Source organism: Deltaproteobacteria bacterium (assembly GCA_016874775.1).
Classification (GTDB): domain Bacteria; phylum Desulfobacterota; class Binatia; order Bin18; family Bin18; genus VGTJ01.
In genome coordinates this window covers 1-19,625 of sequence record VGTJ01000124.1, presented here as the reverse complement: position 1 = coordinate 19,625, position 19,625 = coordinate 1, and the positions used below count along the sequence as shown (strand labels likewise).

At 53.0% G+C, this 19,625-nt stretch carries 18 protein-coding genes and 1 pseudogene; 8 read left to right on the top strand and 11 right to left on the bottom strand.

The features are described from left to right. Positions 1-123 precede the first annotated feature (123 nt). On the bottom strand, positions 124-1,242 hold the full coding sequence (locus FJ147_19415; protein ID MBM4258048.1) for an LLM class flavin-dependent oxidoreductase: 1,119 nt from the start codon (positions 1,240-1,242) through the stop codon (positions 124-126). A 138-nt stretch (positions 1,243-1,380) separates the two neighbouring features. Between FJ147_19415 and FJ147_19410 the strand changes: the two genes are divergently transcribed. The 3 genes and pseudogenes from FJ147_19410 (at position 1,381) to FJ147_19400 (ending at position 3,137) form a co-directional block, all read left to right on the top strand. Beyond that, the gene (locus FJ147_19410; GenBank protein ID MBM4258047.1) at positions 1,381-2,010 is read left to right on the top strand and encodes a TetR/AcrR family transcriptional regulator; all 630 of its coding nucleotides are present in this window, start codon (positions 1,381-1,383) and stop codon (positions 2,008-2,010) included. After that, positions 2,007-2,246: a sulfurtransferase TusA family protein gene (locus FJ147_19405; protein ID MBM4258046.1), complete on the top strand. Its 240-nt coding sequence runs from the start codon at positions 2,007-2,009 to the stop codon at positions 2,244-2,246. The genes FJ147_19410 and FJ147_19405 overlap by 4 nt, the downstream gene beginning before the upstream one ends. A 122-nt stretch (positions 2,247-2,368) precedes the next feature. After that, a pseudogene (locus FJ147_19400) lies at positions 2,369-3,137 on the top strand (crotonase/enoyl-CoA hydratase family protein). A 78-nt stretch (positions 3,138-3,215) separates the two neighbouring features. Here the strand turns inward: FJ147_19400 and FJ147_19395 are convergent. The 3 genes from FJ147_19395 to FJ147_19385 all read right to left on the bottom strand — a co-directional run bounded on the left by FJ147_19395 (position 3,216) and on the right by FJ147_19385 (position 5,777). After that, entirely contained in the window at positions 3,216-4,538 is a 1,323-nt protein-coding gene (locus FJ147_19395; GenBank protein MBM4258045.1) for an ACS family MFS transporter, read from the bottom strand. Between the two features lie 621 nt (positions 4,539-5,159). Next, positions 5,160-5,450 (bottom strand): hypothetical protein, encoded by a 291-nt coding sequence (locus FJ147_19390; protein ID MBM4258044.1) that lies wholly within the window; start codon positions 5,448-5,450, stop codon positions 5,160-5,162. Between the two features lie 51 nt (positions 5,451-5,501). Then, positions 5,502-5,777: a hypothetical protein gene (locus FJ147_19385; protein ID MBM4258043.1), complete on the bottom strand. Its 276-nt coding sequence runs from the start codon at positions 5,775-5,777 to the stop codon at positions 5,502-5,504. 138 nt (positions 5,778-5,915) lie between these two features. Here FJ147_19385 and FJ147_19380 point away from each other — a divergent pair, with 138 nt between their 5' ends. Next, entirely contained in the window at positions 5,916-9,686 is a 3,771-nt protein-coding gene (locus FJ147_19380; protein ID MBM4258042.1) for a hypothetical protein, read from the top strand. Between the two features lie 202 nt (positions 9,687-9,888). On the opposite strand, the gene FJ147_19375 is transcribed toward FJ147_19380, so the two are convergent. Together FJ147_19375 and FJ147_19370 are read right to left on the bottom strand one after the other, a co-directional pair. Next, positions 9,889-10,314 carry a hypothetical protein gene (locus FJ147_19375; GenBank protein MBM4258041.1) on the bottom strand — a complete coding sequence of 142 codons (426 nt, stop codon included), beginning with the start codon at positions 10,312-10,314 and terminating at the stop codon, positions 9,889-9,891. A gap of 171 nt (positions 10,315-10,485) precedes the next feature. After that, positions 10,486-11,853: a DUF1329 domain-containing protein gene (locus tag FJ147_19370; GenBank protein ID MBM4258040.1), complete on the bottom strand. Its 1,368-nt coding sequence runs from the start codon at positions 11,851-11,853 to the stop codon at positions 10,486-10,488. Between the two features lie 56 nt (positions 11,854-11,909). Here FJ147_19370 and FJ147_19365 point away from each other — a divergent pair, with 56 nt between their 5' ends. Then, the gene (locus FJ147_19365) at positions 11,910-12,416 is read left to right on the top strand and encodes a hypothetical protein (GenBank protein MBM4258039.1); all 507 of its coding nucleotides are present in this window, start codon (positions 11,910-11,912) and stop codon (positions 12,414-12,416) included. A 78-nt stretch (positions 12,417-12,494) separates the two neighbouring features. Here FJ147_19365 and FJ147_19360 read toward each other — a convergent pair whose 3' ends face one another. The 5 genes from FJ147_19360 to FJ147_19340 form a co-directional block, all read right to left on the bottom strand. Further along, positions 12,495-13,283 carry an enoyl-CoA hydratase/isomerase family protein gene (locus FJ147_19360; protein ID MBM4258038.1) on the bottom strand — a complete coding sequence of 263 codons (789 nt, stop codon included), beginning with the start codon at positions 13,281-13,283 and terminating at the stop codon, positions 12,495-12,497. A 107-nt stretch (positions 13,284-13,390) separates the two neighbouring features. Continuing rightward, complete coding sequence (locus FJ147_19355) at positions 13,391-14,272, bottom strand: haloalkane dehalogenase (protein MBM4258037.1); 882 nt, start codon at positions 14,270-14,272, stop codon at positions 13,391-13,393. Between the two features lie 54 nt (positions 14,273-14,326). Further along, the gene (locus FJ147_19350; GenBank protein ID MBM4258036.1) at positions 14,327-15,370 is read right to left on the bottom strand and encodes an LLM class F420-dependent oxidoreductase; all 1,044 of its coding nucleotides are present in this window, start codon (positions 15,368-15,370) and stop codon (positions 14,327-14,329) included. Between the two features lie 282 nt (positions 15,371-15,652). Beyond that, positions 15,653-16,687 carry a class I SAM-dependent methyltransferase gene (locus tag FJ147_19345; GenBank protein ID MBM4258035.1) on the bottom strand — a complete coding sequence of 345 codons (1,035 nt, stop codon included), beginning with the start codon at positions 16,685-16,687 and terminating at the stop codon, positions 15,653-15,655. Between the two features lie 106 nt (positions 16,688-16,793). Next, on the bottom strand, positions 16,794-17,666 hold the full coding sequence (locus FJ147_19340; GenBank protein ID MBM4258034.1) for an alpha/beta fold hydrolase: 873 nt from the start codon (positions 17,664-17,666) through the stop codon (positions 16,794-16,796). 12 nt (positions 17,667-17,678) lie between these two features. Between FJ147_19340 and FJ147_19335 the strand changes: the two genes are divergently transcribed. The 3 genes from FJ147_19335 (at position 17,679) to FJ147_19325 (ending at position 19,407) form a co-directional block, all read left to right on the top strand. Then, positions 17,679-18,080: a hypothetical protein gene (locus tag FJ147_19335; protein ID MBM4258033.1), complete on the top strand. Its 402-nt coding sequence runs from the start codon at positions 17,679-17,681 to the stop codon at positions 18,078-18,080. Between the two features lie 289 nt (positions 18,081-18,369). Beyond that, positions 18,370-18,783, top strand: a complete 414-nt coding sequence (locus FJ147_19330; protein MBM4258032.1) for a hypothetical protein — start codon at positions 18,370-18,372, stop codon at positions 18,781-18,783. A 144-nt stretch (positions 18,784-18,927) separates the two neighbouring features. Further along, positions 18,928-19,407: a MarR family transcriptional regulator gene (locus tag FJ147_19325; protein MBM4258031.1), complete on the top strand. Its 480-nt coding sequence runs from the start codon at positions 18,928-18,930 to the stop codon at positions 19,405-19,407. Positions 19,408-19,625: the final 218 nt, after the last annotated feature.

Here is a 19,625-nt window from a genome sequence, read left to right as displayed (position 1 = left end):
GCGAGAGGCCGGGGGAAAGAAGCTCTTCAATTGTGTCCATTCGGTCATGGTCAGGTCCGTTGGATAAACTCGCGGCAGTGTATTCATCCCTCAAGCTTACCAATCCCTTTTTCAAAACACTCTCTAAGGCAATGATGATGCGGGTGGTGCGTGTGGTGGTGCCAGCACCCCCATTTGTCTGAGTAATGGTGCGATCTCTTGGCCAAATCGCACGGTGTCTTCATAGTACGATAAGAATGCCATCAGGACGCCATCCATGCCTAATTCGTAGAGACGTTTCAACTTTTCTGCAACCTGTTCAGCAGTCCCAATCACCGGCAACGCTCCTGCACCAAGAGTGAACATTTCGAGCGTAAACTGATCAAATGATCCATTATCTGCGATAATCCCCCGAGCCCAGTTTTCAGCCGCCACCTTATCCATGCGGTCGACAATACGACGACACTCGTCTTGGGCTTCTTTCTCGGTTTCTCTCCACAAAACAAAGGGATAGCAGGCACATTGCACAGCGCGATGGTATTTTTTGGCACGTTCTTTGAACTCTTGCGTCATATCGCCAGAGGCTTCGATTGATGGGGGACCAATGAAGGCAATGTCACAGTAGCGAGCGACCAGATCTTTTGCTTCGGGCGAGACTCCAGCGTTGGCAATGGGTGGATGCGGTTTGCACATCGGTTGTGGCAGCACATAACCGCCGGTGATATTATACCAAGGAGACGAAAAATTGAACGTGCCCGGCTCCTGCGTCCACAGTCCTTTGAGAATTTCGATGAAGGCTGCAGTGCGTTGATATCGCTCAGCGTGTGGCATCAGCTCGATCCCCATCATGCCAAATTCGCCTTTGCTCCAGCCGCTGACGATATTGATGCCCCAACGTCCACGACCGATGTGATCGAGGGTGGCGCCCATCTTTGCAGCAACTAACGGATGGAACACTGGCACATGCACGGTCGAGTAAATATGGATGGCACGGGTAACCGCCAGCAGCGCAGACGCCCACGTCATCGTTTCCATCGAGGTGCCCAAGTAATTGGTTTTGCCACCAAAGCCACGCCAGCGACTCACGGGAAAAAGGAAATGCATCCCAGCCTCTTCGGCAGCTAGCGCAATGCGCTTATTCGATTCGTACGGCCACTCGTCTGGCGCGCCTTGCTCAGATCGATACGTACTGATCGCATACATATTGCTGCAGTTGGGCATAAACAAGCCCAGCTGTAGCCCTTTTCGCGTTTCGTCCTGCACTCATGCGTTCCTTTCGGCTCGTGTGATCTATTGGGCTATAGCGTCACTGTGAAGAAAAGAACAGCACCTCGCTTGACAGGGTAGAGAAATTTCAGGAGATAGTGAACGAGAATTCATTGCGAAAAAAATATTTTTCTCATGACAGCACTCACCTCCCTGTCTCATTATCAGCGGCGAAAGGAAAAAACACGACACGACCTTTTGCTCGCAGCCCGCAAGGTGCTGGCCGAAAAAGGCTATTACGGCAGTAAGATCGTCGATATCGCGAAAGCGGCTGACATTGGTGTTGGCACGTTCTATTTATATTTTCCGACCAAAGATGCTCTGTTTCTTGAATTAGTCGAAGACGCCGCTCGCCTCCTGAAAAAAGATATAGACACTGCACGAGATACCGCTGTCGATCCTGTAGATAAACTGCGAGCCGCAAATAAGACATTCTTCCACTTCGTCCAAGCCAATCGTGAGGTGTTCAAAATCATCTTTGGGCACGGCAATGCGTTCAATGAACTGCTCCGTCAGGTGTATGCATTGTTTGTTGCTGACGCGACTGAGCGGGTGCAAGAAGGAATCGCGCAGGGAGCCTTTCGGCCAGTTCCTGTCCCTATTGTTGCGAATGGGCTTGTCGGAATGGCAGCACAGGTTGTGTCCTGGTGGATCGAACAAGAAGAGTTTTCTGCCGACGAAATGGCAGAGACAATGACTGACATGGCGCTGTATGGACTTGCTCGGTCGTTGCCGGTGTCTTGCATAGATAGTGGAAAAAAATGAGCCTTCCGGTGAAAGGAAAAACCGAACGGATCAACCTCTATGGTGTGAAATGTCCGTTGAACTGGGCCAAGGCAAAAGTTCGCCTGGAAGATCTGGAACGCGGTGACATTCTCGAAGTGCTCATTGATGATCCCAAAGGACGGCGCGATATTCCTCGGGCTGCAGAAGCTGAAGGGTACGCTATTGCGCAGATCGATGAAATCACCGGTGGTTGGTGTATTGCGATTGAGAAGTAACGGGATTGCTGCTTGCCCATAGTCACCCTGCGACGGGCTCAGGGTGACCGGGGACCGTTCGTGCTGAGCCCTGAGCCGAGTCGAAGGATCGAAGCGTCAACGTACTGAGGGAGGAATTTTTCATGCCGCTCCGTATCGAAAAAAACGGCCCGGTCACAACTGTTATCTTGAATCGTCCTGATGTTCGTAATGCTGTGAACCATGCGACCGCCTTGGAACTCCAAGACGCGTTTCGTGCGTTTGAGGCAGATCAAGAAGCACTGGTGGGAGTGCTATGGGGTGACCACGGTACCTTCTGTGCTGGCTATGATTTGAAAACCGTTGCCTCTGGACAAGGGCTTGGCACGTTCGACCCAGAGGGCGATGGTCCGATGGGTCCCAGTCGGATGTTACTGAACAAACCGGTGATTGCCGGTGTCAGTGGCTATGCCGTTGCTGGCGGACTTGAACTTGCCCTGTGGTGTGATCTGCGAGTGATGGAAGAAGATGCCCAGGTTGGAGTGTTCTGTCGTCGTTGGGGAGTTCCGCTGATCGATGGAGGGACAGTGCGCTTGCCACGATTGATTGGCATGGGGCGTGCGCTTTCTCATCCTCACTGGTCGTGCAGTCGGCGCGCAGGAAGCCCTAGCGATGGGACTCTGTAACCGTGTCGTACCGAAAGGAAAAGCGCGAGAGGAAGCCGAGAAGCTCGCCCATGAGATTGCACGGTTTCCACAGATCTGTATGCGTGCCGATCGCATGTCTGCTTATCAACAGTGGGACCTCGATTTGGTGAGTGCGCTCAAGAATGAAGCCCGCGGTGGTATTGAACCGTTGCGTCAGGAATCTCGTGCAGGAGCTACCCGCTTTGCTGGTGGCAAAGGGCGCAGCGGGTCGTTTGAGGAGATATAGAAAAGTAGCCAGTAGCCAGCATGGGGAAAGGTGTTTTTTCTCTACTGACTACTGAATGCTGACTACTGACTACTTTTCTTAGTCAAATATCCGCTCTCCTGTCGCAAACAACCACCACACAACCAGACCGACAATATAGACTCCGGCAGAGATTAAGAACACCAGTTGCCATGAGCCCGTGGCATCGAGGATCATACCAGTCAGCGTGACACCGACGATGCCAGGAATCGTTCCCGCTGTGTTAGAGAAGCCGAGCAGAATACCCGCGTAGCGTGGACCGATGTCCAGATGATTGACCGCAAAGCCAGAGAGCGCAAACGCGCCGAGTCCGAGCGCGCAGCACATATAAAAGACGGCGAGCCCAATCGTGTTCACGCCACTGATCAACGTGAGAAAGGTTGCTGCGCCAAGGAAACCAACGGTCTGCATCAATTTGCGAACGAGGGTGAGGGAAAGTCCAGCCTTGAGGAGGCGATCCGCAGTCCAGCCCGCGACATTACTCATCAGGAACATGACGAGCCACGGCAGCACGGTATAAATACCGACCTTATGTAACTCCGCGTGCAACACTTGGGTGAAGTAGGTCGGCAGCCAGGTGAGAATGACGTAGAATCCCCAGTTCGAGCAAAAGTGATTGATAATAATGGCCCAGACGGGAGCTTTGGAAAGTAGCAGTCCCCAGGGAATGTTCTCGTTCTTTTGTGGTGCTGGGGTGTTGGCGCGGATGGCTTCGACCTCAGCAGGGCTGATGGAGTGATGTGTCTCTGGGGCGTCAGAAGCCATGAAATGCCAAAACGCATACCAGATAAATCCCAACATCCCGAACACGTAGAACACCGCCGGCCAGCCCCAATGGGTCACGATAATCGGGGTGGAGAACAGAGCGCCAACAGTTCCCAACGGAATACCACTGGCATTGAAACCGACTGAGCGAGCCCGTTCTTGGCGTGGAATCCACTGAGCAAACAGATTGTGAATTGCTGGAAAGGCAATCCCTTCCCCTAAGCCCATGCCAACGCGTGCAAGAAATAGTACCGTAAATGAGATATAGGCTGCTGGTGGAGTCAGAAGGGTAAACACCGACCACCATAACACGCCAAATCCGAGGACCACTTTGCCACCGTAACGATCGGCTAACCAACCGCCGAGCACTTGGGTAGCGAGGTATCCATAAAAGAAAGAAGAGAGCACGATCCCACGAGTCGTTTGATCCCAACCAAACTCGGTAGCCATTGGAATCACTGCGACCGACATATTCACACGATCGATGTAGCAAATGAGCGTACTGAAAAAGCACAGCAGGACCAGCGTAAATCGTCGCGGCCAATACTGGCTGAGAGGTACTGTTGAGATTGGCGTCGATGTGAAGTCTGTTGGTTCTGGCGCTGAATGCACAGCCATTGTAACCCTCCTTAGGCCGCTCCTTTCGAAGCGGCCTCTTTCTCTACGCGGAGTTGGGGGCTGTGGTCAACGGGAGGGCTTTACCAACGCTCCGTAATTAAAACTGAAGGCAGAGTCTGGGTACAGCTTCCGACAGAATCCCTAAGATCCTACTAGCTGGCCAGAGCTAGACAATTTTGGCCCAGTCTTGGAAAAGCAAACGTTTACCGCCATGGTCACCACTAGTTATGGAGGGTGTACAAAACCTGGGGAGACGAGTGTTAACGTTTCTGGCTTACGGGCAGAAATTCGTCCGTATAATCGCTGGGATCTCACATGGAAAGATTTATGGGGAGGGAGGTGGTGTCCACTCGTTGCAAGGGCTGTTACCCGTCGAATTCTTCTGCGGTTTGACTCGCAAAGAGTGGCAACTATTCGGATTATTGGTCGTGGGGGACATGGCCAGGAAGTGATCCACGAACGACAGGTTGAAGTTAAACAGAACTGATGAATGACAGAATGTGACCCCAATGGGCTTTATCAGAAACGGCCCTGAAGGTGATTGCGACATAAAGCAGTTACTCAGGCGATTGCAGTACAATCGGGTGAAATTCATGAACAAATGCATCGAGCAATTCCGTTTTATTCCGGTCGCTTCAACGCCAGGCCACTTTCCGACGCAACTTTCGTTGCCGCATCCAATTGCAAACCAAACCCGTCAGCCATACGTGTAAGATAATTAAAAATGCCGACGACGTGCGCGACTTCGAGGCACGCTTGATCGTTGAAGCCAAGATCTCGCAACGGTTGCCAATCTTCTTCGACCATCTTGGTTGGTGTTGCACTGAGTTTTTCTGCAACCGCACAAAGTGCATGGTCTCGCGGTGAGAGGCCGGAGACTTCACGCCAGCGTTTTTGTTTGATGGCTTCCACCAATGCCGGATTGCCAAGTTCGGCACGCAGGAACTCTGCGTGAGATTGGGTTCAATAATGACAATCTTGTGCCCCTGCTGCGACAGCCGCGATCATTTCTCGTTCCTGCCGCGTGAGCACGCTTTCCGGAGACCACATAATCTCACGAAAAAGTCCGACCCATGTTTGTGCGATCCGTGGGTGGGTACGAATAAGTCGTCCCATCGCCGGTAGGAAGCCAAAGTCATACGGATATTTCGAACCAGGTGGAAGCTGAGCTCGGACGTCTGCTTCGCTTGGAATGTTGACCCATGCTTCTCGTGTGGATGAGTGACTGGACGCTTTCATGGTGTACTCCTCGAGAGACCAACTAGCCGAACAGTATCACGTTCACTGCTGATCAGACAAGAAAACAGTCAGCCACAAGAAACCTCGCACCTTGCAAATACTGGCGTTGTCGGGCAGGGTAACTTCCTATCTCTTCGCATGCGCAGGTGGGCTATGGGTGGGGCCTTACACAAGGTGATCGTCATCGCGGTCTTGAGTTTTTGCTCTTTTCCTTGCGGTGTTGCTGAGACACAACCTTCGACTTCTCTTGCTGCGCCTCACCATCAACACGGCCATCACGGAATGTTTTTTGACCACGGCCAAATGCAGGAGTGGCGTGGACAAAGTGCGTCTTCGACGTTCGCGCGTATTCAGAATGACGTCTTTACGCAAAGCTGTGCGTTGCAATCCTGTCATGGGTCGAATGCCAAAGCTGGCGATTTAGTCCTTGAGCCTGGCTTATCGTATAACGCGTTGGTGAATGCTGCCCCTGCGAATCCTGCCGCGAATGGTGGAGGCAAGAAACGTATCCTGCCTGGCGATCTCAGTCGTAGCTTCTTGTGGAACAAGATTAGTGCGCAACTCACGAATGGTGAAGGTTCTCCCATGCCGTTTGGCTCAAGTCCTTTCAGCACCTTGAACCCAGAACTGACCGAAGTCATTCGCAAATGGATTCTCGCAGGTGCGCCTAAAGAAGGTATTGTCGAGGGCACTGGTGGCAGTGGTGGTAGTTCTGGGCAGCAGCAACCTCCAATCGAACCGCTAGCTCCACCTGCAGCAAGACAGGGATTCCAGGTGAGGATTCCTGCGTTTGCCTTGGGGAGTCAGCCTGAACGGGAAGGCTGCCTCTTCGTGCGCTTGCCTAATACCGAAGCGATTTACATGTCTGGCTATGAAATCCATATGCGTCCCGGCAGTCATCACTTCATCGTCTACAGCTACAACGGTGAAGCATGTGACAAAGACAGAGACAATGATGGAACACCGAATTGTCTGGATCAAGACTCGGGCGAAGCATTCCCCCCCCCTCAGTTTATCGATGACATCGGCTGTAATGACAAAGGGCCCAATGATCGCTTCCAGAAGTCGTTCATTGCAGGTGCGCAAACGCCAAACTCAACAGTTTTCTACCCACCAGGGATTGCGCTGAAATTGGAGCCACGCCAAGGACTCCTCCTCAATGCCCACTACATCAACTATTACCAAGACACCCAAGGTGAAGTGTTGCTCAACATCAACACTATCCCAGCGAACGCTGTGAAGTACGAGGCGAAGATCATTTTCGATGTTATCGCCAATTCGTTTATCTCCGTACCGCCACAAACTGTGAAAGAGGCGCGGTGGGCATGGTCACCCAGTAAACGGTCGGCGCTCATGGGGCTGACATCACACATGCATAAGCGCGGGACCCAGTTCACCATTGACCACATTGGTGCTGACGGAAGCGACAAAAATCCCGCCAATGGGCCGGTCGATGATCAAGGGAAGAAACATCTCTATGTGAATGCTGACTACGCTGATCCCGCCAACCTGGGATTTCCGTCTCCGCTTATTCTCGAACCTGGAGAACAACTGTCTTACACCTGTCGGCATGACAATGGTGTGAATCGCCCGCTCAAGATGGGATGTGAAGAATCAGCTGGTGTGACCCCTGGTCGTCCACTGGAAGCGGCACGTCACTGCCAGAGCGATAGTGACTGCGCAGGCTTTGGCACTGGTCGCTGTGTGCCAGCAAACTTAGTGTTTGGTTTTACCTCAGATGATGAGATGTGCATCATGCCTGGGGTCTACTATGAGTTGGAAACGAGCCCAGTCGACACCGTGCCGTCTGCTTTTACGCCCTCCCAAGTCACGCGGAGCACGGACAATGCTGCCACTGCGTTAGCGGAAGAAAGTTTCACGCCATCGATCAGTGGCGATGGAACGCGGATTGTATTTGCTTCGAGTGCCGATCTGGTTGGGCAAAATACTGATGGGTCACTTGAAGTGTTTGCTGCCGACTTGTCGACGACCCCCACGATACGCCAATTGACAATGACGAGTGGTCCGACTCAAGCCAGTGCCTTCCCGGTTATTAGCAATGATGGCTCAACAGTGACGTTTACCTCAAACGCAGATTTATTGAAGAATGGCACCAACAGTGATGGAAATCCCAAAATCTTCGTGACCAATTTCGCTGGTAGCAATCTTCGCCAACTCACGAATACGCCAGCCGGAACCAATGGACCATTCCTCAGCAGTACCGGTGAGTTGCTCAACTTGCTCGGCCTCTCCATTAGCGGTAATGGCAGTGTGGTGGCGTTTACCTCAACGGCCCCGTTAGGTGGCCGCAGCGGAACCTCTCAAGAAGTCTTTGTGCTCGGAACGAATGGAACTGGACTCCGTCAACTGACGACTGGCACTGTTGGCAATAGCGCGAACCCCAACCTGGCGATCAATGGAGTATCTATTACTGAAGACGGCGCGCGTATCGTATTCTCCTCAACTGGCAACTACGTCAACAATAACGGATTTCAGATTCCGCAGATTTTCACTCTTGCCAGCGATGGCTCTGGGATAGCGCAACTGACCATTTTTAGCCAAGGGGCATGTGAGGAAAGTGGTGGTACACTGTGCGTTGGCACGTTCGTGGCTCCGACGTTTAGTGATGATGGGAGCCGCATCGGTTTCTTACGCTTGTTGGTGAATCTCGATAACCTCACTTCACCCAAATTGCTGAACACTGAACCGTTCATCATGAATGCAAATGGTACAGACCGGCGACAGCTGTTCGATGCCCCATCGGCTCAGGTGAACTGCTCACCGGTGACACTGAGTAGGAATGGAGTTCAGTCCGCGTTTATCTGTACAGACGAGGTGACGAAACAAGGAAAACTGTATGTGAATAATCCAGCAGGAGGCGCACTACAAGCTGTGACTGCTACGTTTTCCAATAGCGGCTTGACCGCACCGCCAGCGGTGAGTGATGCTGGAAGCACGATCGCCTTTGCTGCGAAAGCGAATCCTGTAGGGCAGAATGATGACGGTAATGCAGAACTTTTTGTTGCGGCTCAAAGTGGCAGTGGAACGGCAGCATTGTTAGAAAACCCGCGTTCAGGTTCAACCCAAAGCGGTATCGGTATCATGAGTGGCTGGGTATGTCGCGCCAGTCGTGTTGAGCTGGTCATCGATGGTGTTCACCAGTTGCAAGCGGTGTATGGCACTGGTCGGGAAGATACGCGGGCGACCTGTAATGATACCGATAACGGATTCTCACTTTTGGTGAACTGGAGCCTGTTGTCAAATGGAACCCACACCGTAGTGGCTCGTGCAGATGGTGTGGAGTTTGCGCGGGCGACCTTTACCGTGCACAACCTGGGAGCAGAATTCTTGCGAGGCCTCAATGGAGAATGCACGGTTGCAAACTTCCCACGGGCAGGAACCAACACGCCGGTACATTGGGATGAAAGTCTGCAGAACTTCGTTCTCGGCCCGAATCAGAACAGCAGTGGAAATACCGGTGTCAATGGGAATGGCACTGCCAAGCTGGAAAACCCTGCCGGTGGGTCGACTCAAAGTGGTATCGGCGTTGTGAGCGGGTGGGCGTGTCAGGCTGGAAAAGTCGAACTGGTAATCGATGGGACTATTCGGTTACCTGCTGACTATGGTTCCGGTCGCGAAGATACGCGTCCTATTTGCAATGACACGAACAATGGCTTTGCACTCTTGGTGAACTGGAACCTCCTCTCTCAAGGCGCACATACCTTAGCTGTCGTTATTGATGGACACGAGGTCGCAAAGGTGCCGTTTACCGTGACGAATCTCGGAACGCAGTTCTTGACTGGTGTAAATGGTGAATGTTCAGTGACGAATTTCCCTCAGTCCGGGAAAACCACCAACGTCCGCTGGGATGAAGGGGTGCAGCACTTTGGTATTGTTGGGGTAAAGTGAGATGGCGGCTGGAGAGGCGTAATACCACATCTCGAAAGATAGGAGCATTTGCGTGTCACCCTGAGCGGAGCGAAGGGTCTCTCCGAGAGATTCTGCGCCGCTCCGCGGCTCAGAATGACAGGGCGCCCAGGTTCGGAAACGCTACCATCAGAAGAGATTTGATATAACCTGCTACGCCTCTACGAAAGCCCTGAAACGCGCACTACGTTTCTTCGCCGTGCATTCTGCTGATCGTTCCATCGGCGAACTCAAAATAGATGGCTACACGCTCCTCTGGCGCAAGCACCGGCAGCCGGAGCTGCTCCGGCTGTGCTTCATAATAGAGCTGCTCGGCTTGTTGACACAGGGACAATAAGACAGTGAGACGTACGCGATAGACGTAATTTGACGCACCAAGCTGCCGTAGGTGAAAAAGTTCATCGTCTTCTTGGCGGATCAGCTGCCACAGGTGTGGTGCATGTTCAGCCAGCCACGCATCTATGGGAGCGAAGTGTTCAGAAAGCGGATGTGTTGCCGTCTCGTAGCGCTGTTGCAGCGTTGCCGTTGCCGAAATCGCACGTCGGGATGTTGGAGTCGGTCGTGGCCCCTTGGGGGGAGAAACTTTTGCCTGTGTTGGTGCGAATGCCATGCGACTACCTTTCTTTCTGCCAGATCGGTCAGAGTCGCCCGGCCTTAATTCTTAGCCGCCGCCGCTACATTTTCCGTCTCTTTCTCCTCAGATCAAGGCTCCGGAACGTCCCTATTGTTGTCCACTCTGAGGGGAGATGCAAGAGCAAAAAGCGAAAAAAAAGCGAAAAAATTATTTTCCTTTCCGTAGGATTTCCATTAACTCGAACCGCCGGGCGCCCAGTGGCACGTTGTAGGTCATCGTATCGCTGAGTGTGAATAGCGTCGCACGATCTTTTGCGTAGTTAATCCAGGAGGTACCGACCAGAAGCGGTAAAGGGAGGCCATTACTACCAGGATGGCTCGCGGGATGAGCATGCGCAGTGAGGACTAAACGAATGAAAGTTCCGGCTGCATTATAGGTGAGGATCATCAGCGGAGTGTAAGTTTGTTGATCGAGGAAGAAGACTCGCTTCCCGAAAGGATGGGAGTGGAGCGGTGTGCAGGAGAGGACGAGCGTCCGGCGCAGTTCCCACGGCACTTGTGGGTACCAGTTATTCTTGCCGCCGTACTGCAGTTCTATGGTTCGCAAAAAACCTGGAACCAGCATCAGGCGGGCACCGTCAAATGTCCAGGTATACTCATGCAAATAGCCTTGGAAAAAAAACGGCGGCTGCTCTTCTTGTAGCATCTCGTAGTATCCGCCAATCGGCGAGAGGAAGTTCACATAATCCTTACGGGTACGACGGTTTTGTGGGGAATAGCGCCACTGTTCGACTGTACGACGCGCGTCATTATAGAACGTGCGCAGGTTCATGACTCCTTCTTGGTCTGAGGGCGCGAGCAGTTCAAAGGAGTTCTTGAGGTAAACCCCTTGGGCCTGCCACTGCGGATCATTGTCCGCAGGATTCGGGCGGTGCATGCCAAAACGAATGCGCATATGGCCGCGGTTACTGTGCTCGATCCCACCGCTCGCATTGAACTGACGAGGATGGGCGCGTAGCTCAAAACTCTCGCCCATGTCTCGATAGCGGAGGTTCCAGGCGAGTTTCTCTCCGGCGTGCGGGTCGCTGTGAGCAAGCAGGGGAAACGGAACTCCGGCCTGATAATTGGCGAGGACACCATCACCATTCAGCGACACCGCCTGTGAATGATGGAGGGTGGCATCGAAATAGGACTGACGCGGAGGGAGATCAGTGGTGTCCTGGATTGTTATGCTGACATCTCCCGCGCTAATCAACTGCAGCACTTCTGGAGGAAGGACATCCTTCGCTAATTGGCTATTGGTGGTGGAAAGCGTCACTCCCGGTTCTAGACCAGCAACCCGTGGCATTCCCTGCGTATAGGGGCGAAAGTGAGCTTCGAGCGCTGTTTGTTCAGGCCATAGCGATGGGCAGAGGAGTGCATCGATCAGGAGAGTGGCAATGAAGAAGCATTGCCGGACGAGACCTTGGGAGCACGGCCTCTCTGGTGCATGAGTCGGTATTACGATGCGCTTCACACGTACCCTCCTTTGACGACGAGTAAGACAGAATGTTATCAGGGAACATACTATGAGCATGGACGAGAAGACAATCACGCTGAAGATCAAGGGAAAGGACAACCACGAGTAATCGTATGAAGATACTAACGAGCCTGATACTGGCAACGGGGTTGTCTGCCATTGGAACGGTAGCCGGAGCAGAGATGTTTACCGAAGAGATCGCAAGTGCACTGAGGATCGAGAGCTACATCTATGTCGCGACACGGCGCATGAATGGCCAATGGAGCACCGCTGCTCCTGTGTGGTTTATGTATGACGGCGAAGGACTCTACTTCACAACCGCGCCGAGCAGCCACAAGGCGCATCGCATTCATCGTAGGAGCCCGGTCAAAATTTGGGTGGGCACAAAAGATGGCCCATCGTTTGAAGCAAAGGCGCAATTTGTGAAAGATGGAGCACTTGCCGAACGGATGGGAAAATTCTACAGCGATAAGTATTGGATTGCGTGGTTAGGATTCTTCAGACCGCGGCCCGCACGTGTTGGCTCAGGAAAGACTCTGCTTGTGAAAGTGACGCCGGAGTCAAAGCCGTCGCAACCAGAAGAGGTTCCTTCAGCGACGACGTCGGATCCACAGCCATAATCAGTATACGGTCTGGGATTCTTGGAGAGACGCCCTCAGCCGACGTCTCTACGCTCTCTACCCTGATCTCTCGTGGAGTTACTTATTCACAAACTTCGCCGTTCGCTTTTCGAGAAACGCGGAGATTCCTTCTTTGCCATCGACCGTGTGGGCGCGTGCGGCAATGACCTGCGACTCCAGTTCCATCTGTGTTTCCAATGTCTCGCTGAACCCACTATGGAGTAATCGTTTTGCCCCGCCAAATGCGCCAGTCGCTCCGGCAGCAAGTTGGGCAGCCAGGGCGTCAGCCTCTGCCTGTAGATTCGCATCGGGGACGACCTTTGTGACGATGCCCCATTTCATTGCTTCCTGAGCGGAAAGGATGCGATTCGTCAGTGTCAGCTCTAACGCCCGTTTGAGGCCAACGATGCGCGGCAGGAAGTAGGTGGATGAACCATCGGGCGTGAGACCTGCACGCGTATACGCCATTGTGAACTTGGCTGATTCGGCAGCAAGGACAAGATCACAGAAACAACATAAGCTCATCCCCGCTCCACCAGCTGTGCCGTTGACTGCAGCGATGAGCGGCGCATCCATACGGGTAAAACGTGACACTGCGGCATGCAGATAGGTCGTGACTTCTTTGAGGTGATAGGGCGTGTTCTCACCTTGCGCGGCAAAGCTCTTCAAGTCGCCTCCACCAGAAAATAACCGGCCTGCACCGGTCAGGATAACCGCACGGATCTCTGGATCTTCACTACAGCGCAATGCGGCATGCATGAGATCTTTGCCCATATCTGCATTGAGCGCATTGGCGGCTTCTGGGCGGTTCATTGTGATCCGGGCGACGTTGTTCTTTACCTCAAAGACAATTGTTGCATATTCCATGAATAGCCTCCGTGTGAATATTGAGTCTGGTGGACGTATAAGGTCACGTAACACGCCGCACGCAACAAGCAAAGCGTAGAACGTGTTGCGTGAACAGAGAACCGCGTTTAGGTCTGCTGCCGCAAAAACGTTGCCACTGCCTGTCCGATCTCAGTTGGTGAATCTTCCTGAATAAAGTGTAAACCTTTGACTGTCACTTCCTGTTGGTTTGGCCATGTTCGGCAGAAATCACGCGCTTTGCCAGCGAGGATCATCCCTGGTTCGGCATTGATAAAGAGCCTCGGGATATTGCTAGTCGCAAGCCACTGCGCATAACGCCCGACGATCTCGACTACATCCGCCGGTTCTCCAGCAAGCGGAATCTGTCGTGGCCAGGTGAGCATGGGGCGCCGCACTTCTCCAGCTTCCAGGTATGGACGCCGATACACCACCATTTCTTCTTCCGTCATTGGCCGGAGGACGCTCGCAGGAAGAATACGTTCAACGAAAATGTTTTTTTGCAAGACAACTTCTTCTCCCGCAGGAGAGCGCATCAAGCGGAAGATGTTCGTCGCGGCTTCCGGCCACTCTTCCCATAACAGCGGCCTGACAATCGCTTCCATGTAGACGAGGCCTTTCACGCGGTCAGGATGGCGATGCGCCCAATGAAACCCAAGGGCGGATCCCCAATCGTGAACGACCAGAGTGACATTCTTCGTGAGCCCCAGGACGTCAAACCATGCATCGAGGTAACGTGCGTGGTCAACAAAGCGATAGGAACCACTAGGATTTTTGCCCGAGTCGCCCATGCCGATGAGGTCTGGTGCAAGACAGCGACCCGAACGTTCAACGTGCGGGATCACATTGCGCCAGAGATACGATGAGGTCGGATTGCCGTGTAGAAACACGACTGGATCGCCGACACCAACATCGATGTACACCATTTCTGAGTCGAGGACTTTGACTCGGCGACGCGTGTAGGGGTCGTGAGGGGAGATGGGTTGGGTCATGCTGAGTCCCTTTTTTCGTTCCCCCCTTTGTAAAGGGGAACCTTAATCCTATTTTCAGCCTTTCGCCTGTACCCCCGCAATCTCCGCCATCAACTTATAGGCCTGTGGTTGGCTCGATTGCACGAGCATAGTGGAAACGCCGGCTTGCTCCCACATTTTGTAGCGCTCGCGAATGCGTGACTCTGGACCGCACAGAGACATCTCGTCACACAGTTCGTCCGGGACGAGCGCTGTCGCTTCTTGCTTACGACCAGAGAGATATAAATCCTGGATTTTGGCAGCGACATCACCATACCCATAACGCGAAACCATCTCGTTATGGAAGTTTTTGTTTCGTGCTCCCATGCCACCAACATAGAGCGCTAGGGTTGGTTTCAACTGGGCAAGGCAGGCTTTGACATCATCGCCAATAACAACTGTACAACCAGCGGCGATATCAAAGTCTTTCCATGACTTCCCGTTACCCGCGCGTTGGAACCCTTCCTCGATCGCGGGCTTGAACATCCCCATGCGTTGCGGTGAGAACCAGATTGGCAGCCATCCATCGGCAACTTCAGCCGTCAGGCGAATACTCTGCGGTCGCATCGTGGCAAGGTAAATGGGCAACTGCCGCCCGTGCAGGATCGACTTCAGGGGCTTCCCAAGTCCAGTTGCCTCGGCTCCGCGATAGGGTACTTGATAGGCTTTGCCGTCAAGAACAACCGGTTTCTCGCGTGCCCAGATTTGTCGCAGGATGTTCACATACTCACGTAACCGCGCCACCGGTTTGTCATACGGTTGTCCGTGCCAGCCTTCGACGACTTGCGGTCCGGACAAGCCAAGGCCAACCAATACGCGACCACCTCCAGCAAGCGCATCGAGCGTCGACATCGTCATCGCACACATTGCTGGGGTACGCCCTGCAAGTTGCATGATGCCAGTCCCTAACTTGATACGTGAGGTTTTCGCGGCAAGGTACGCTAATGGTGTCACAGCGTCTGAGCCGTAGGCTTCCGCTGTCCAGAGCGAATCATAGCCGAGTCGTTCTGCTTCAAGGACAAAATCAACCGGTAGCCTGACCTCACTACCAGTGTATCCAATGCTGATCCCAAGTTTCATGGCGACCTCCTGCTTCCGTCGTAGAGATCTCCCGGCGGGGCGTCTCTATCGTGCGCCACAGGTACCTGTGCGATACAGGAGCGTCAATCGGGGGAGGTATGTCTGTTGGGTACGGTAGGCACAAACGAACACGCAGTGGGGGTGGTGGGGGTGGTGGGAGTGCGTGCTCGTTTGTGACCGTAGTACACTTATCGTCGTTTCCACGAAAGCTTTAGGCGATGCCTCCGATCCCTAGCGCAATAGTCCGAAGGCTGAATTCCTCTGCAACTGTGATCTGTCCCCTCAAGCCGATTTTTGCGCCACAAACGTCCAATACGTGGGCATCAAGTCGGCATTCTCTTGCTGTATAGTGAACCCTGCTCCTTGAAGCATCTGCATAATTTCGGGACGGGTGTTGACGATATTGCCCCATGTGACTTCAAACCACTGCTCAATAATACTCATGGTGAAACGGCGATCTCGCAGGTCGTTGCCGTTCGCCGGCGCGCAACGATCAATTAAGAGTAACGTCCCACCTGGTTTGAGGCTTTGCTGACACCGCCGCAGAATATCTTGCTTGGCCTGATCTGGTACTTCATGGAAGACCTGAACCATCGTGATGAGATCAAATTCGTTACGGAAGTCGATTTGTTCCGCACCAACCGCGGCCAGGCGTATCCGGTTATGCAAGCCGCTGGCAGCGATTGCCCGCTTTGAGGTCTCTTGGAAATGACCGAAGGGCTCGACTCCAGTCACCTGACAATGAGGAAATTGCTTGGCAAACTCAATCAGAACCGTGCCGCTGCCAGAGCCAACATCCATGACGGCAGCTCCGCTCGCCTGCAGGCGCTGCTCTATCCCTGGAAGCTGGCGCGCGACCGAGACTACCTGTGGCGCACGTTGTGCTGAGATCTGGCCTTGGAAGGAATAGAAGTCTTCAGCATGGGCCGAGAAGGGACGGACCGCGCCGGAACGAAACATCTCTGGATAGTCGAGATAATCGCGCGCGAGGCTGGTCAGAATATGGGCACCGATCAAATCTGGCGACCCCTCGGCAAGAACTTCATCCATGAAAGGAGCGAAAACAAAACCTTTGCTGTCGTCGTAGTTCAGAATCCCTGCCGTACATGCCGCGCGGCACCAGACCTCTGTGTGCCAGGGATCGAGTTTTGTCCCTGCGGCTAATTCTTGTGCCGAAGCCGCACCTCCACGGCGTTTCAGCTCGGCGAAATAGCCAAGCCGTCCTCCGGTATCAATGATGAATGTGGCATGGAGTCCAAACATCCATCCGCGTACCACGCGGGCTTGGCTGTCTTTGGTGATCTGTTTATCGGGCATTGCAGCTCCTTTGCAATGATAGAGAGGACGGGCCTTTCGCTAAATCGGGCCACAGAACATTCAGCGTACGCATGAGGTTCTCGGGTGTGTCATTATGAGGTCTCATTTAGCCTTGCAAAAACGCCATTATCTCTTTCTGTGACTTCTCTTGCTGTTCTCCCCAGAAAATATGTCCAGCCGGTTCGAGGAGGACGAGTTTTGCCCCAGCAATGCGTTCCGCCAAAATCTGCGAGTTTTCCCAGGGTACCAACAGATCATCTTTCCCTGTGATCACCAGCGTAGGGCAGGTAATCTGTGCCAACCGATCATACGTGTTGTGAGTAAATACTGCCTTCATCCGATGACCGAGCGCCGTTGGGTCGATTGGTCGACGACGACGAGATTCGATCATGGCGGGAATGATTTCTGGATGTTGCGCGATATAGCCTTTGGTGAAGCACGCCTCCGCAAGTAAACGACCGCGCTCTTCTGCTGACAAGGCTTCTGTTGAGTACGCCTTTGCCATCGGTCCTCCGCCGACCGCGACCGACTTCGGCCCGCCAGGAGTTGTGCAACCGAGCACCAAGCGTCTCACTTTGTGTGGATGGCGCAGCGCAAACTCTTGCGCAATCATCCCTCCCATCGAGACCCCGACGATGTGGGCTGAAGCAAATCCGACATGATCCATCAGCGCTGCAGTGTCATCTGCCAGCATTGCCATACTGTATACCATGTCAGGCTTCTCACTGAGACCTGACCCACGCTGGTCGAACGTTAAGACATGATACCGAGCCGCAAATTGGGGAGCGATGGCCGAGAACATCGTCCGGTCCCCCTGCGCGCCATGAATGAGAACAAGCGGCTCTCCGGTTCCCTGCAGATCATACTCAAGCTCGACGCTATTGATCCGTGCTCGCTGTGTTTGCATAGTTCCCTCCTTGATCGTTGCTACACTTCCATATCTCCGACCTCGATGGCAAGATAGCCGCCACGTGATCATGGAGGAAGAAAAATGGCAATGTCGACAATGCTGGTGGCTATGATGATGGTGCTGAATGTGGGCCTTGTCTTCGCGCAATCTCCCTACCCTGAACAGCGTCCACTCGACCTGCGCATCACTGGCGCGTTTGTAGGTCCAGATCAGCAAAAGCGCGACGACATTGTGACGGTCGATGTGACCGTACAAGGGAAACCAATGCTGTTACGAATTGGCAAAGTCGAGGACCTGACCACTCAAGAAAAGAAACAGGCGGTGAAGGGCGAGGTCTTGTTACACAAAGTCCATCTCACTGGTCCTGAGGAGCTGATGGTAGGTCTGCAGAAGCCGGAAGCCCTTGGCAAAATCATTACTATCGAAGGCTGGCTTGATACCCAAAGTCGACGGTTACAAGTCACAGCGATCAAGGGGCTGTGATAGCACGAAATCAGATTCCATGACATTCGTACATTTCGGGTAGCGTGCGCTGTGCGCACGCTACGGTCTCTTGTACAACGCCTAACAGTGTACCAATCTTTCGTGTGCCGATTTAGCGCAGGCAAGTGAGACCTCCCATCTCCCTTTTTCAACAGTGAGGTGACCGTACCAACACGTGTGATTGTCCCAAACGGGACCAACTTTGTTGACCACTCACCCACTTAACGATATAGGGTGGCGACGAAAAGGACCCTTCAAATAAGGCTCTGCAAGTCACGACGGAGGATTCATGACCCGGGACGAAATTGTCGCACGGAATGTGTTCAAGGTGCGCTTATTTATTGATGCATGGGAAGCACTTGACCCAGATGTCGCTATGGCGTGTTTGTCGGATGATATCGTTTATATTAACCAACCATTGGCTCCAGTTGTTGGTCAGCGCGATGTGCGCAAAATCGTCGCAGGCATCATGAAGCTTACACGGAAGGTGCATTGGGAACTGCGTAACTGCTTTGGTCGTGGCAACACGGTGGTTACTGAGCGTTTGGATTGCTGGGATTTCGACGGCAAGGGTTGGGGCCTGAAACTCCCGTGTATCGGCATGTTCGATGTCAATGAAGCTGGCAAAGTCTGCGGCTGGCGCGATTATTTTGATAACAAGATGTGGTTTAACAACGGTGGCCCGACGTTGCATCTGGATTGAGAAGAAAGCTTCTCGTCCCCAGCCGTCAGCTCGCAGCTTGTGAGGCAGTCTTTCTTCCTCATTTTGGCTGATCGATGATGGCTGACCACTGATTCGGGGCTTGACTCTGTTCCTTGACGAATATATCTCATCCTGGGAATATAAATCCTGGGACGAAGAGATTCGGAAAGTTTGACTGGTACCGAATACCCTGTGGCAAACAAGAAAAAAGTATACGAAGCGAATTTCTCTCTGCGTGATAAAGCGGCTGTGTTGGTAGGCTGTACCGCCAGGGAGATTGATAATTTTGTTGAACGGGCGTTGAAGGAGTTTGACGTTAGCCGTGAACAACTGAGCGTTATTCATTTCCTAGATGCGGCTGATACCGACCGGATGACTGTGAACGAACTGCGTGAGACGCTGATCGACGATAGTCCTAATGTCTCGCGCATTCTCAATAAGATGGTGGAGAAGGGCTTGGTGCGTAAGGAACGACAGACGGACGATCAACGCGTGGTCTATGTGTCACTGACGGAGAAGGGACGCAAGCTGCATGCGCGAGCTCACGCAAAGATCACAGGTCACAATGTCAATCTCTCACCCAAGGAGTGCGAAACGTTGATTGAATTGCTCATGAAAATCTAAGCGGCGTTCCCACACAAACAAAATAGTCTTGGGATGTTATCTCCTAGGAAATGTATAGCGGGCAGCAGGAGTTCCGCAAGTAGTGAAGGTGAAAGACGCAGGACTTACGCTTGAGGACCACAAGTATCATTTTAGGGATATGATTACCAAGAAGCAGTACGTCGAATATTTGGTGAGCACGCCGAAGAATTGCACCTGTACGTATCTGGCCGAGCATT